Genomic DNA, 14,534 nt, shown 5'->3' with positions numbered 1-14,534 from the left:
GATCTCTACCGAACCCGGAACGGTTCATCTGCTTCCGGCATCGCCAATTAACGAGGTTGCTTTGCATGTGGCTGGTACGGGCGGCGGGGTCGGCGATGGTTTTGGAGGCGATGCGGGTGCGCCGGCCGCGGAGCCTGTCGGGGGCGGCGTACCAGCGGGCCCGGGTGCGGCAGGCCTCACGCGACAGGCAAGGCCCCGCCGGGCCGTCGGTGAATGACGGCTCGGCGGGCCGGGACGGGCTGTTGCCGTGTCAGCTCATCGTGAAGGAGTCCAGGTTGAACAGATCGCCGCTACCGCCCTTGAAGACGAAGTACAGCTTGTGTGTTCCGCCCGGGTCGGTCACCGGTGTGCTGACCGTTGTGTAGGCGCCGGAGGTGTCGCCGACCGTCGCCGTGCCGGCCAGCGGGCCGTCGGGCGCGTCGGTGTGGACCTCGATGGTGCCGCCGGTAGCGCTCGACGCGGCCCGGAAGTCGATCTTGCTCACACCCTGGAGGTCGTACGGGTCGAACTCGATCCAGTCACCATTGTTGATCGACTCGATCGCCTCGTTGCCCTGGGCGTTGGCGTCGGAGCTCGTCTGCACGCCGGACTGCGTGCGGTAGAACTCCGCCTGCCTGCCCTTGGGCTGCAGGACGATCTGTGTCGTGCCGGTGAGGTCCGGTACCCCGGCGGTCGGGGAGGAGTCGGTGTAGCTCGCGGAGAGGATGGCGTAGAAGTCGTCGGCGTCCGTGTGGCCCGCCGTCGTCATGGTGAACGTACCGCTGCACCCCGTGGCCTGCGAGAGGTTGTGGGAGTGCATGTCATGGCCGAGCGAGTAGTTGACCTGGACCTTGGAGCAGTCCACCGGGGTGCCGTCCGGGTCGCTCGCGTCGATCTTCCACGCGACCTGGTCCCCGTCCTTGAACGTCAGGCCGTTGGGCGGCTGGGAGAAGGACAGTACCGGCGCGGAGTTGCCCACCGTGACCAGGGTGGCGGCGACACCGGTTCTGCCGCTCGGGTCGCTGACCGTGAGCTTGGCGTGGTACTGGCCGTTTGTGGTGTAAGTGAACGACGGGGTGGCATCCGTGGAGTCGGTCTTGCCGTCGTTGTCGAAGTCCCACGCATAGGTGAGCTTGTCGTTCTCGGGGTCGGTCGAGCCCGTGCCGTCGAACTTGACCGTCAGCGGGTTCTTGCCCGATGAGGTGTCCGTCTTGATCGCCGCGGTCGGCGCCTTGTTGCCCGGCGCGTACTCGATCTTGTAGAGCCCGGCGTCCAGCGAGCCGCCGAACCACGCGCTGCCGTAGTCGAGCACGTACAGCGATCCGTCCGGCCCGAACTCGGTGTCGATCGGCTCGACCAGGTGGGCCCAGTCCTTGCCGTCGGTCAAGGTGTCGATCGACTGGATCTTTCCGCTGCTGTCGGACGTGATCGGCTTGATCCAGTGGGCGCCGAACTCGTAGGCGAAGAACTTCCCGTCATAGCTCGCGGGGAACTTGACCTGGGACTTCAGCGCCGAGTCGTAGTTGTACACGGGGCCGCCCATCGGTGCGCCCTGCCCGCCGAGCTGGGGGAAGAGCGGGTTGCCCGCGTAGTGGTTCCAGATCCAGGCCGGCTGGGCCGGCGGCAGGTCCTTCAGGCCGGTGTTCAGGGGAGCATCGTTCACCGGGTGGGCGCAGTCGAACGGCTTCCCGGATGTCCCGGTGGCGAAGTCGTACTGGATGTACGGCGTGTTGTTGCCGATGCAGTACGGCCATCCGAAGTTGCCGGCCTTGGTGATCCGGTTGTACTCGATGGTGTTCTCCGGCCCGCGTTTCGGGTCGGCACTACCTGCGTCCGGGCCGTAGTCGGCCAGGTAGACGACGCCGGTCTTCTGGTCGACGTTGAACCGGAAGGGGTTGCGGAAGCCCATCGCGTAGACCTCTGGACGGGTCTTGGGGGTGCCCTTCGGGAACAGGTTGCCGTTCGGGGTCGTGTAGGTGCCGTCGTTGTGCACCTTGATCCGCAGAAGCTTGCCCCGCAGGTCGTTGGTGTTGGCCGTGGAACGCTCGTTGTCGAAGACAGGGTTGCGTTCCGGCCGCCGGTCGATGGGGGCGTAGCCGTCGGATTCGAACGGGTTGGAGTCGTCGCCGGTGCTCAGCAGCAGGTTGCCGTCACCGTCGAAGTGCATGTCGCCCGCGACGTGGCAGCACTGCCCGCGGTCGGTGTTGACACGCATGATCTTCTGCTCGCTCGACAGGTCCAGCTTGCCGTCGGCGAAGGTGAACCGGGACAGCTGGTTGTAGCCCTTGTAGGGCGCGAAGTCGGCGGCCGTTCCGCTCTCCGGGGCGTCGGTCATGGGGGTGTCGAGCCGCGGCGCGTAATACACATAGACCTGATGGTTCTGGGCGAAGTGCGGGTCGATCGCGATGGTCTGCAACCCGTCCTCGTCATGGGTGTAGACCGCCAGCTTCGCCGCCACGTCGGTGAGTCCGTCGAGGGTCGTTCGGTAGAGCGTGCCGTCGCGGGAGCTGTGCAGCGCGCTGCCGTCGGGCAGCACCGCCAGTCCCATGGGCTCGCCCACCTGGTCCGCTCCCTTGGCGAGGGTGACCTGCTGGAAGTCGGACGACGCAGCGGCGGTCGCGGCCGCTCTTTGCGGTGCCTGGGTCCGCGCCTGCGCGGACGACGATCCGGCCACCGCCATCCCCACGCTGAGCACTGCGCTCAACGTGGCGGTGAGTAGTCGACTTACTGGTGTACGCACTTACTGCCTACCTCTCTTGGGGCGCTGCGGTGGACATCGCGCGAGCGGTCGCGTCGCGCGGGGTGCCGGGCCGGGCTTGGATGCCCGGGACGGCGTGTGCCGGTTCGCCGGTGGAGGGGACAGGTGGTCCTGGTGTGCACGCCGCCGGCAACTGACGTCGGGCGTGGTCGGACTGCGGACGAAGCGGCATGTGTGGCCGCACGGGTCCGCAGTGGGACTGAGGCGAGGGCTCGGAGGGGTTCGCGGCACCCTGGTGAAGCGTCATGAGAGTGGGCTTCGTGACGAAGGCTGTCAAGGATGTACTGCCCGGTAGCTGCTTTTCATGGCCTGAAGTGGCCACATCTTTTGCTCGTCTGGTGAAAAGTACCGGTGGTTCGTGGTCAACTATCGACGGTCTCAGGCGTTCATCGTCCTCCGGGGTCCGCCGAGGCCACCCTGTTGCCGTTGCGCGGTCCGCGGGGGAGCCGCGTGGCGGCAACCGCGCCGCCCTAGTTCGCGAGGGTGGTTCCGGTCACCTCGCAGCCAGTTCTGCCAACTGCCCACTCACCAGGCGTTCCGGCCGACGAACGCCCCGCACGACGACCGGGCGAGTACGTCCCCCCTGTTCGGCCCACGCCGCGGTCTCACCGCGGCTCGGTGCTCCACAACGAAGGAGTGATGATGGGTCAGTTCACACCCGACTTCGACCGCAGGGGCTTCCTGCGTGCGGCAGCCGCCGGCACCGTGGCCATCGGTGCGGCGTCCGTCGCAGGCGCGCTCCCCGCGTCCGCGCAGACGCTTGCCCCGGACGCCGCGGCCCAGGGCGCCAGCTTGAGCATTCCGAAGGACGCCATCGGCATCCAGCTCTACAGCGTCCGCGACAAGGTCTCCGACCTCGGTTTCCGTGTCGTCTTCGAGGAACTGTCACGGATGGGCTACAAGGAGGTCGAGTTCGCCGGCTACACCCAGAACACCTCCATTCTCGGCCGGCAGATCACCCTCCAGGAGATTCGCACGCTGCTCGACGACAACGGCCTGCGAGCCATCGGCAGCCACATCGGCATCGGAGCCTTCCGCAGCAATCTGCAGCAGGAGCTCGACAACGCCGAGATCCTGGGTATGCCGAACATCGGGACCCCGAACGCCCCCTCGGACACCCCGACGGTCGCCGGGTACCAGGCGGCCGCGGAGGAGTTCAACGGCTGGGGTCAGGCCGCGTCGGCGCGTGGACTCAAGCTGTACCAGCACAACCACTGGTCCGAGTGGGCCTTCGCCCAGGACCAGCCGAAGGTGCGTCTGTACGACGTTTTCCTGCATAACACCGAGCCCGCCCACGTCTACCTCGAGATGGACGTCTACTGGGCCTTCGTCGGCCAGTTCCGTTACCCCGGCTTTGACCCCGCGGCCTATGTGCGCGAGCACCCCTACCGGTACACGCTGTTCCACATGAAGGACGGCAAGTCCGACCCCAACGCCGATGACGGCTACGACATGACCGAGTTCGGCGCCGGTGACATGCGCTACCAGCGGTTCATCCACGCGATCGGTCCGTTCGGCAACCACCACGGCATCTGGGAGCAGGACAGCGCCCCCGGCACCCAGCCCGACCCGCCCGGCTCGCTGGGGGCCGCGCAGCGCAGTTACACCGCGCTCGCCGACCTGCTTTCCTGACCCCTCGTCACCACCCCGTTTCCCGCTCCCCGGCTCGTGCCGGCGCGAGCGGCGGAACGGGGTGGACGTTTCTCATGCCACTGCCGCCACCGACGTGGGCGGGCGAGCAGTGCCTGCCATCAGGAGGTGCGCGAATGTGAGCATCCGGTACGAGCTGCTCACTCTGCTGCGAGACCACGGGCCGCTGTCACGCGCCCAGTTGGCCGGCCGGCTCGAGGTGCCGCGTCGGCGCCTGCTGGCCGAGCTCGACCACCTGGTGGAGGCGGGGAGAGTCGTGGAGGCGGAGTGCGCCGGCCCCCGCCGAGGACGCCGCTCCACGCTCGTGAAACTGGACCCTGGCCTGCGCTTCGCGGCGGTCGACCTCGACGCCCGCTCGGTCGGCGTCGAAGTCACGGACGGCTGCCTGCGGGCGGTGGCGTCGTACAGCGAGCGCTGCGACATCCGTACCGGTCCGGTGAACGTGCTGGGACGGGCGACGCGGATCCTGGAGAAGATGCGCGCTCAGGGCCACTTCACGCAGCTGGACGCCATCGGGATCGGTCTGCCCGGCCCGGTGAGTTTCCGTGAGGGCGTCCCCGTCTCCCCGCCGATCATGCCGGGGTGGGACCGCCATCCGGTCCGTGATGTGCTGTCCGGCGAACATGGCTGCCCCGTCGCCGTCGACAACGACGTGAATGTGATGACTCTGGGCGAGCAGCACAGCGGCGTCGCCCGGACCGTCGACAACCTGATCTTCGTCAAGATCGGCAGCGGCAGCGGCGTCGGTTGCGGAATGCAGATCGCCGGCCGCATCTACCGTGGCGCCGCGGGCTGCGCCGGCGACATCGGCCACATCCAGGTCGACGCGGACGGCCCGGTCTGCTCCTGCGGGAACGTGGGCTGCCTGGAGGCGCTCTTCAGTCAGGAGGCGCTTGCGCGCCACGCCGAGTCGGCCGCGGACGACGGCCGGTCCCTGCTGCTGGCGGAGCTGCTGGCGGCGAAGGGCTGTCTCACCGCGCGCGATGTCGCCGACGGCGCGGCCGCCGGTGACGCCGTCTGCATCGGCATTGTCCGGGCCGGCGGACGGCAGGTCGGCCAGGTGCTCGCCGGGCTGGTGAGCTTCATGAACCCGTCCATGATTGTCATCGGCGGCGACCTCGCCGATCTCGGGCACATCCTGCTCGCTGAGCTCCGCAGCGTCGTCTACCAGCGGTCGCTGCCGCTGGCCACCGGCGACCTGCCGATGGTGCTGTCCGAACTGGGCGCCCGCGCCGGGGTCGTCGGCGCCGCCGTGCTGGCCAGTGAACTGGCCTACGGCGGCCCTGTGAGCTGACCCCCCGGTCGCCCCGTCCGCGGCACCCGTCCGGCAAGCGGTCGCGCCCCACCCGCGACCGGCCATTACCTCTTCGCACCCTGCCGCATCCCTCGAGGGGCGCGGCAGCGCGCGAAAAGGTATGGCGCGTGGACTTCAAGAGCCCCCGGGGGGAGGTCAGATCAGCCTGCGCCGTGCTGCCCAGGCGACGGCCTCGATGACGCTGCTGACGCCTATCTTGTCGCACACACCTCGGCAACGTCTGCGCACTGTGCGGGGGCAGACGTTGAGCCGCCGGGCGACGGACTCGATAGGCAGACCGGTCGCCAGCAGCGACAGCAGGTGCACCTCGTCTCGGTGCAGACCCGCGTTGTTGGGGGGCCGCCGTTCTGTCTCGTAGCTGAGCGTGGACACTTCCGTCCTCCTTTGCCGAGTGCGGTCGGCAGGGAACGCGGGGAAGGCCACCGCCCTGATAGGAGGCCAGAACCCGTGATCGACCGCGGAGTCCGTCAAATCGCTATCACGTTTCAAGTAGCTCGGGGTCCGGGTTTGATGGGCTCTACACGAAAAATTACTTTCTGCTGCATTGAATCGTTCAATGGGGTGATGGACGGCCCGGGAGGCCCGTCACCGCCGCACGGGTGCGCGTCGGCCGTCGGCCAGCGCAGAACCGGGCCCGGGACAGCCGCCCCGAGCCCGGCGCCGATCGCTCCTTGCTACAGGTTCCGCACCCGGATGTTGCGGAACTCGATCAGGTCGTTGTCACTGTGGTTCTGCAGACCCACGTAGCCGCTGAAGAACTGACGCAGGTCCGTGGACGGATCGCCCGCACGCGACGACGACTTGCCGGGCGTGTTGTCGAACTCCTTGATCACTACGCCGTTGCGGATGATCGTGTAGTGCTGTCCGACGACCCGGATCTCGTAGTCGTTCCACTGGCCCTTCGGGGTGACCTTCGCGTGGGCCAGGTCGTTCGGATCGAAGTTGTAGATGGAGCCGGTCTTTTGGGGCTCACCGCTGTCGCCGTCGTAGATCTGGATCTCGTTTCCGCAGTAGATCGCCACCCACTCCGGAGCGGTGCGAGCCGCTCCCGTCGTGCTGCAGCCCTCAGGCCGCTTGTCCAGCGGCGTCCGCGGATCGGGGAACCTCACGAAGACACCGCTGTTGGCCTGGTGGCCCTCCGGAGCGACATCCCGGAACTGCAGCCGGATCGAGTAGTCCTTGAACTCCTGCTCGCTATACCACAGCATTCCCATGCCGCCGGAGCTGTGGAGGGTGCCGTCCGGCAGGAGTGAGAACTGCCCTGCGCCCGCTTGGCTCCATCCGGCCAGACTCGACGCGGATCCGTCGAAGATGGACTTGTAGCCGGGTGTCTTGCCGATGGGCGACTTGGCGCCGTCCTTGCTGATCGTCGCCGCCTCGTGGTTGTCGAGAACACCGTCCTTGCGGAACTGGTCCACCAGAGCGTTGAGGTAGCTGACGAACGCGCCGTGGTTCGGCCAGGCGCTCTCGTCGTCGATCAGGTCGTTGACCGTGCAGCCGCCGCCAACCTTGTGGTTGGCCACACCGGTGTCGCTGTCGAGCAGCCAGACGTTGGCACGGGCGTCGGGCGCCGTGCAGCCCGCTGTCCCGTCGATCTTGCCGGTGGACTGCTCGCCGTTGGCGTAGGTCACCTTCAGGGTGGTGTGGTAGGTGCCGTAGGAGGCGTAGGTGTGCGTGGGGTTGGCCTCGTGGGACGGCTGGCTGCCGTCACCGAAGTCCCACTCCCAGGAGACGCCGCCCGCCTTCGCGGCCGAGAACTGGATCGTCCGCGGCTTGCTCTGGGCGACCGGGCGGCCGGAGGCGTCGCTCGGGTTCGGCGTGGCCGGGCCACCGTGGTAGGCGACGCGGACCAGCTTCTGGTTCGGGTCCAGGCTGAAGAAGCCGCCGGCGTAGTCGAGCATGTAGAGCGCGCCGTCCGGGCCGAACTTGGCGTCCATCCAGCTCTGGATCTTGTTGTCCCCGATGCCGCCGGGGAGGATCCGGCGCAGGTCCTCGCCGAATTCCGGCTTGGACTGGGCCTTGACGTCGTCCGGGGTGACGGTGACCGCGGCACGGTTGTTGGCGTTGGACTCGTCACCGATGAACCACTTGTTGTCCCAGTACGCGGGCCAGGCGACACCGCTCTTGGTGTCGACCTCCGAACGGTGGTAGGTCGGGCCGTCCATGATGGCCTGGCCACCGCCCTTGAGGTACGGCTCGGTGTACTTCTCGTCGCTCTGCGCGTATGTGGGCAGTCCGCTGCCGTCACTGCGCTGCGGGTAGACCACGCCGCCGCCCTGCGGCGAATACCAGATCATGTTGCTGCGGATCGGCGGGAGGTCGACCAGCCCGGTGTTGCGGGGCGAGGTGTTCTTCGGGTGGTCGCAGTCGTACCAGCCGGTGAGCACACTCGCGTCGGTGTTGCTGCGGTCACGGTAGGGCTGCTTGTTGCCCATGCAGTACGGCCAGCCCTGGTTGCCCGCGGAGGTGATGATGCTCGCGGTCTCGTACTTGGCCGGGCCGAGCTCCGGGTCCGGCGTCGGCGCGTCGGGGCCGACCCAGGCCGCGGTCAGCCAGTTGTTGGACTTGTCCCACGAGATCCGCGCGATGTTGCGGACGCCCATGACGTAGATCTCCGGACGGGTCTTGCCGCCCCCTTCCTCCTTGCCGGTGAACAGATTGCCCTTGGGGATCGTGTAAGTGCCGTCGGCCTCGGGGTGGATCCGCAGGATCTTGCCGTTGAGGTCATTGGTGTTGCCGGCCGTGCGGCGGGCGTCCTGGAAGGACAGGCCCTTGTAGTCCTTGGTCCAGTTGTTCCCGGAGTAGCCGGCACCGGCGCCCTGCGAGGAGTTGTCATCACCGACGCCGACGTAGAGGTTGCCATCGTTGTCGAAGGTCATGCCGCCGCCCGTGTGGCAGCAGCTGTGGATCTGAGCGGTCCAGTGCAGCAGGTCCTTGCGGGTGCTCTTGTCGATGGACTGGCTCTTCAAGTCGTAGGTAAGCCGGGAGACGGTGCGCTGACCCGTCTGCTTGTCCCGGTCGACCGACTCGTGCGGCATCCAGTAGACGTAGATCCAGCCGTTCTGCTCGAACTTGGGGTCGAGCGTGATGCCGACCAGACCTTCCTCGTTCTTGACCAGCTCGTCGCCGCTGCCGCGGTTGCCCATCACGTCGAGTGTGGTGAGCAGTTTGACCTGCTTGGTCTTGGGGTCCCACTGGTGGATCGTGCCGCAGCCCAGGCCCACCTTGGGGTCGTTCCAGTCGGAGATCGGACCGCTCGGGCATGCCGCCTTGCCGATGTAGAAGCTCTTGCCGTCGGGCGCCACCGTCAGTCCGTGCGGCTCGCCGATCTGGTCGAGCTGGCCCGCCTGGTTCTTGCCCGTGAGCCGATCGACCGAGTAGTTCGACGCGATGGTCGCCTGGCAGTCGCCGCGGACCATGCCGGTCGTCCACTCGATGGCGCCGAGCAGATGTCTCTGGAACTTGGTGTCCGAGGTGTAGCTGTCCTCGGTGCGGCCCATGCCGGTGTAGAACGACCGACCGCCGTCGTAGTCCCGGCACCAGGAGATGGGGTGGAAGGCGCCGTTGCCCGCCGGCCCGGGGTCGTAGGAGTTCTCCTCGACCTGGGCGACCGTCTGGACGTTGCCGTCGGGGTTCGGGTCCCAGTTCATCCACTGGTCGGACCGGGTCCACTTCAGCGGCAGGCCCTTGTTCGCCGGGTGCTGGCGGTCTGTGACGTCCACGACCGCCTGCTGCACCTTGGTCTCCGGCGCGGGCGCCGGGTCGGCGCCGAACAGCCGTAGCTCGGCCAACTGAGTAAGCGGCTCACCGGAGTTGGCGGTGATGTTCAGTCGGTAGTACTGATAGGTGGTGGTGTTGGAGAACTTGTACTGCTTGGACTGGGCGCGGTCCGCGAAGCTCTGGCCGCTCTGGGTGTCCAGCGCCTTCCAAGTGTCCCCGTCCTGCGAGCCCTGAAGGGTCCAGTCCTTGGGGTCACGGCCGGCAGAGTCGTTGGCCGACGTCAGCGAGTACTGGGCCACCGCGACGGGGTGGTCCATCTTCGCCGTGACCCAGGCCGTGGGCTGGTGAGCCAGCCACTTGGTCGTGTTGCTGCCGTCGAACAGATTGGCCTTCGTCTCGTTCGGCGGGTTGTCGTCGCTTGCCGTGACCTCCGCCACCTTCTCGGAAGCGGGCAGGCCGGAGGCCGGCCGCGTGCCGATCAGGCCGGTGAACCAGCTGGATGAGGCATCCGCGCGCGCGGCGTCGTGAACGCCGACAAAGCCGCCGCCGCCCTTGATGTAGGCCTGGAACGCAGATTCCTCTTCGGAGGTGAGGGACACACCCTCGGCCGACAGGAAGACCACGCCGCGGTAGCGGGCCAGGCTGTCGGTGGTGATGACGCCCGGATCATCCGACTCGTCCACCGAGAAGCCGTTCTTCTGACCCAGTTCCCTGATCGCCGAGGTGGCGGAGGCGACCGGGTCGTCCTGCTTGTCGGCTGGTCCGTGGAAGACGAGGACCTTCACCGAGGCTTCGGCGGCGGCGCTCCGGGCCTCGGGGGCAGCGGTCTGCGGCTGCGCTTGTGCCTGCATGGCCGGCAGTGACAGTCCCAGTGCCAGCGCCGAGCTGGACAGCAGGACGACCGCGCGCCGCCAGGGGCGCGCATGACGGAAAGTTCGCACAGGACTCGACGGCGGTGCTCCGCTCCGTCGTGACAGTGCGAACCGGTCTCTTCGGCCCATATGTGCTCCTTGACTCGATCCGACAACGGAAGAGTGGTCAGGGGTGGAGCAGGGCTGCCGCACGGGCCCCGACCGGCATACGCCGGGTGAGGCGGGTCCGACCGGCCATCAGGACGTCCGGAGATGGCCGGGATTTTGATGCCGGTGAGGGCGCGGACGCCCCGGGTCCTCACGGCCCAGGGCCGACCGGCGGCAGGGTGGTACACGCCCGTAAGACCGTCCGGCCAGGTGTGACGGGCGTGGCTTGTGGGGTGGGAGTGGCGGGACGGATGACACCGACTCGGCTCACATGCCAGGCATGTCGTGCATGTCATGTGAGCCGGCCATGCCGCCGGGAATCGTGCCGTCGGCCTCGGTCACCATGAAGACCCCGGACATGCCCATGTCCGAGTGGCTCTGGACGTGGCAGTGGTACATCCAGTGGCCCGCGCCGACCCGTTCGCCGGCGATCACCTGGAACCCGAAGGAGTCCGCGGGGCCGGTGGTCTTGGTGTCGATGACCCGGCTGACGTCCTGCGGACCCTCCAGGATCCCGGTGCGGTTGTCCACCCAGCGGTGGCCGTGGACGTGGAAGGTGTGGAAGAAGTCCCCGTGGGTGACCACGATGAACTCCACCCGCTCTCCGCGGACGGCCTTGAAGGTGGGAGTGTCGGGAGCGACCTTGTTGTTGATCGTCATGTCGTTGAAGACGACCGTGAACTGCTTGGCAGGCAGCACATCGCCCTTGCGCCGCACCACCACGGGGCCGTACAGGCCCTTGCGGATACCGCCGGTGCCGTGCTCGGTTCCCACATTGTGGTCGTGGTAGTGCCAGTAGCCGGCGCTTCCGGCCTCCCACGTACCGTCGTGGCGCTTGCCCGGAGCGTGGGTGCGCCAGACATAGGTGCGCCGCTCGCCCGGCTGGATGACGCTGTCGTTCATCTTGGTGCCGTCGCTGGCGACGTCGTAGTCCAGGCCGTGCACGTGCAGGCTGGCGGCGACGTTGAGGTTGTTGACCACCTCGATGTTCATGGTGTCGCCCTCGGTCAGCTCGATGAGCGGGCCCGGAACCGTCGCCTGGCCGGGGTTGAGGCTGTAGCCCATGTCCCCGTTCGGCAGGTTCTCCATGTACAGCGTCAGGTTGCGGACTTCGCCGCCGTTGCCTTTCGCGGTCGGCTTGTCCATGGGTGCGGCGGCGGTGCTGCCGAGCACGGCGGGGACGACGGCCGCCGCCATGGTTCCGGTGGCGAACGATCTCCGGGAGAAGAGGCGTCGCGTGCCTGCGCCTGAGTCGGTCATCGCTCTCCAATCCGCGACAGGCCTGGGGGTGCCTGAAAGTCTTGTGTGATCTTGAGGTGTGCCGCCCGGGCAGCACAGCATCCGTACGCGGCGGTTTGCGGTGGTTCGCCGGGCGTTCGGCCCCGCGGGGCCACATAGAAGGTCGGTGGATCGGGCTCGGGTCCGGGCCGTCCGGCCGGCCGATGTGTCGGCCTGCCGAGACCGGCTCGCTCGGGAGACGGACTGGGCCTGGGAACGGCCTCACGGTAACGGGGCTTCTGCAGTTTTTCCAGACTCAGGTCAAAGTTGGTCGGACTGTGGCCATAGACCTTGGCGAGCCATCAAAAGAACGCTAGCTTCCCCTCGTTGCTGCAATCCGGGGGAGGTGGGTGAACCACGCGCGGGCCCGCGGCGCTACCGCTCCGGCACAAAGTGGAGCGCACCCCGCTCGTTCGTGTGTGACCGCGACCGTTCGCCGTCGTCCCGCCCCGGTGATCACTCCCAGCGCCCTGCCCGCATCGCCCCGTTGAGTTCAGGGCGCCGGTCAGGCTGACGGACTGTGTGCCACCGCCGCCCCGGACCGAGTTCCGCGGCGGCACCCGGCCGGACGGGCCCCGACGCGGCCGTCCCGGCGGCCGGTCGTCCACGGCGGTACCGCGAAGCAACCCCTGCCCGGTACCGCAACAAGCGATTCGCGAAAGGTGCAGCGGTGTTCAGAAGACTGCTCCATGCCCAGACGGATCCGCCTCCCTCCAGATCCGCGCCACGTAGCCGGTTCGGCACGCGCCCATTGCTGGTGGTGTTGGGGGCCGTGCTGATCACGGCCTTCTCGTTGGCTGCGCCGGCCGCCTACGCGGCCCTCGGCCGCGCCGACGCCACGGCCCAGGTGCTCACCTGGACGGCCGGCGACGGATACACGGGCTATGTGTCCGCCCCCACCACCGCGGTGGCGGGGCCGGCGACGATCGTGTTCGAGAACAGCGCGGCGACCGGCAACACGACGGGGATGCCGCACACGTTGACGTTCGACACCTCCAACCCCGACTACAACACCGACGTCAGCCTCAACATCCAGGCGAGCCCGTCGGACTCCAGCGGAGGCAAGCACACGGCCCAGGTCACCCTGACCCCCGGCGTCTACCGCTACTACTGCGCGATGCCGGGTCACATCATGTCGGGCGAACTGACCGTCACCGCAGGCTCCGGGCAAGACACGACTGCGCCGGATACGTCTGCGTCGGTGTCGGGTACGAAGGACGCGTCGGGTGACTACGTTTCCAGTGCGACGGTGACGGTGTCGGCTTCGGACGCGGAGTCGGGGGTGGACAAGGTCGAGTACGCGGTCGACGGTGGGGCTTATGCGGCTTACTCCGCTCCGGTGCAGGTGAGTAGCGTGGGTGAGCATGCGGTGGCGTACCGGGCGACGGACAAGGCTGGTAACACCTCTGCGGTGAAGTCGGTGTCGTTCACGGTGGTGGCGTCTTCGCCTGCGGATACGACTGCGCCCGATACGTCTGCGTCGGTGTCGGGTACGAAGGACGCGTCGGGTGACTACGTTTCCAGTGCGATGGTGACGGTGTCGGCTTCGGACGCGGAGTCGGGGGTGGACAAGGTCGAGTACGCGGTCGACGGTGGGGCTTATGCGGCTTACTCCGCTCCGGTGCAGGTGAGTAGCGTGGGTGAGCATGCGGTGGCGTACCGGGCGACGGACAAGGCTGGTAACACCTCTGCGGTGAAGTCGGTGTCGTTCACGGTGGTGGCGTCTTCGCCTGCGGATACGACTGCGCCCGATACGTCTGCGTCGGTGTCGGGTACGAAGGACGCGTCGGGTGACTACGTTTCCAGTGCGACGGTGACGGTGTCGGCTTCGGACGCGGAGTCGGGGGTGGACAAGGTCGAGTACGCGGTCGACGGTGGGGCTTATGCGGCTTACTCCGCTCCGGTGCAGGTGAGTAGCGTGGGTGAGCATGCGGTGGCGTACCGGGCGACGGACAAGGCTGGTAACACCTCTGCGGTGAAGTCGGTGTCGTTCACGGTGGTGGCGTCTTCGCCTGCGGATACGACTGCGCCCGATACGTCTGCGTCGGTGTCGGGTACGAAGGACGCGTCGGGTGACTACGTTTCCAGTGCGACGGTGACGGTGTCGGCTTCGGACTCCGGTTCGGGGGTGGACAAGGTCGAGTACTCGCTCGACGGTGGCCCCTATTTGCCGTACACCGCGCCGGTGGCGGTGGACAGGGCGGGGAGCCACACCTTCCTGTACCGGGCCACCGACAAGGCCGGCAACACGTCCACGGCCAAGTCGCTGTCCCTCACCGTCGTCGACAGCAAGCCGCCCACCAACTGCCCGGAGACGGACGGTCGTGCCACGGTGTTCGTCGGCTCGGCCAACACGGGCATCCCGAACCGCGTCACGGCAAACGGCTGCACCATAAACGAGCTGATCGAGGATCACCGGCCCTGGAGCAGTCACGGCGGATTCGTCTCGCACGTTGAGCACATCGTGGCGGCCCTCCGGCACGAGGGCGTCGTCGACCAACGGGAGGCGGGTCAGATCAAGAAGGCTGCCGGCCGTTCCGACGTCGGCAAGCCGCACACCCAGGCGTGAATCGGTGAGGTGCTCACGGGGGCGACCGTCCCCGCCTGATCCGTGAGGGCTCGGCAGGTCTCAACGAGCTTCTGCCGCGCCCGCACGGACGACTCGACAGCACAGCAGCAGGCCCGATGGGTTGGAGCCGGCCGGCTCCAACCCATCGGGCCTGCCCGCTTTCCGCGGCCGCCGCCAGGCCCTCTCCGGCGGGCACAGTGCAGACCTGAGCCCGGCACGCGCGCTGGCGGCGGCTACTTCAAATCG

At 67.7% G+C, this 14,534-nt stretch carries 6 protein-coding genes and 1 pseudogene; 3 read left to right on the top strand and 4 right to left on the bottom strand.

Annotated elements, in window-relative coordinates; genetic code table 11:
* Nucleotides 1-250: 250 nt before the first annotated feature.
* Nucleotides 251-2,674, bottom strand: coding sequence for a PQQ-dependent sugar dehydrogenase (locus OG456_RS38015; RefSeq protein WP_266569681.1), 2,424 nt, complete (start codon nucleotides 2,672-2,674; stop codon nucleotides 251-253).
* Nucleotides 2,675-3,379: 705 nt separating this feature from the next.
* On the opposite strand from OG456_RS38015, the gene OG456_RS38010 reads away from it, so the two are divergent.
* Together OG456_RS38010 and OG456_RS38005 are read left to right on the top strand one after the other, a co-directional pair.
* Nucleotides 3,380-4,369 (top strand): sugar phosphate isomerase/epimerase, encoded by a 990-nt coding sequence (locus OG456_RS38010; RefSeq protein ID WP_266569680.1) that lies wholly within the window; start codon nucleotides 3,380-3,382, stop codon nucleotides 4,367-4,369.
* A gap of 136 nt (nucleotides 4,370-4,505) precedes the next feature.
* Nucleotides 4,506-5,681, top strand: coding sequence for an ROK family transcriptional regulator (locus tag OG456_RS38005; RefSeq protein WP_266569679.1), 1,176 nt, complete (start codon nucleotides 4,506-4,508; stop codon nucleotides 5,679-5,681).
* A gap of 156 nt (nucleotides 5,682-5,837) precedes the next feature.
* Here the strand turns inward: OG456_RS38005 and OG456_RS38000 are convergent, their stop codons facing one another.
* The 3 genes from OG456_RS38000 to OG456_RS37980 all read right to left on the bottom strand — a co-directional run bounded on the left by OG456_RS38000 (nucleotide 5,838) and on the right by OG456_RS37980 (nucleotide 11,701).
* Nucleotides 5,838-6,074, bottom strand: a complete 237-nt coding sequence (locus OG456_RS38000; protein WP_266569678.1) for a LuxR C-terminal-related transcriptional regulator — start codon at nucleotides 6,072-6,074, stop codon at nucleotides 5,838-5,840.
* 302 nt (nucleotides 6,075-6,376) lie between these two features.
* Nucleotides 6,377-10,273, bottom strand: coding sequence for a ThuA domain-containing protein (locus tag OG456_RS37985; RefSeq protein WP_323136427.1), 3,897 nt, complete (start codon nucleotides 10,271-10,273; stop codon nucleotides 6,377-6,379).
* 435 nt (nucleotides 10,274-10,708) lie between these two features.
* Nucleotides 10,709-11,701, bottom strand: a complete 993-nt coding sequence (locus OG456_RS37980) for a multicopper oxidase domain-containing protein (RefSeq protein WP_266569677.1) — start codon at nucleotides 11,699-11,701, stop codon at nucleotides 10,709-10,711.
* A gap of 811 nt (nucleotides 11,702-12,512) precedes the next feature.
* On the opposite strand from OG456_RS37980, the pseudogene OG456_RS37975 reads away from it, so the two are divergent.
* Nucleotides 12,513-13,724 (top strand): annotated as a pseudogene (locus OG456_RS37975) (Ig-like domain repeat protein); the annotation flags it as partial.
* Between the last annotated feature and the right edge of the window lie 810 nt (nucleotides 13,725-14,534).

This window comes from Streptomyces sp. NBC_01446 (assembly GCF_026340095.1).
In the GTDB taxonomy this organism is placed as follows: domain Bacteria; phylum Actinomycetota; class Actinomycetes; order Streptomycetales; family Streptomycetaceae; genus Streptomyces; species Streptomyces aureus.
This window is presented reverse-complemented; position numbering and strand designations above follow the sequence as displayed.

What these genes read in the sequence shown, in the direction of transcription:
- OG456_RS37980 (WP_266569677.1), bottom strand. Translation starts at nt 11,701, where the DNA reads ATGACCGACTCAGGCGCAGGCACGCGACGCCTCTTCTCCCGGAGATCG.
- OG456_RS38010 (WP_266569680.1), top strand. Translation starts at nt 3,380, where the DNA reads ATGGGTCAGTTCACACCCGACTTCGACCGCAGGGGCTTCCTGCGTGCG.
- OG456_RS37985 (WP_323136427.1), bottom strand. Translation starts at nt 10,273, where the DNA reads ATGCAGGCACAAGCGCAGCCGCAGACCGCTGCCCCCGAGGCCCGGAGC.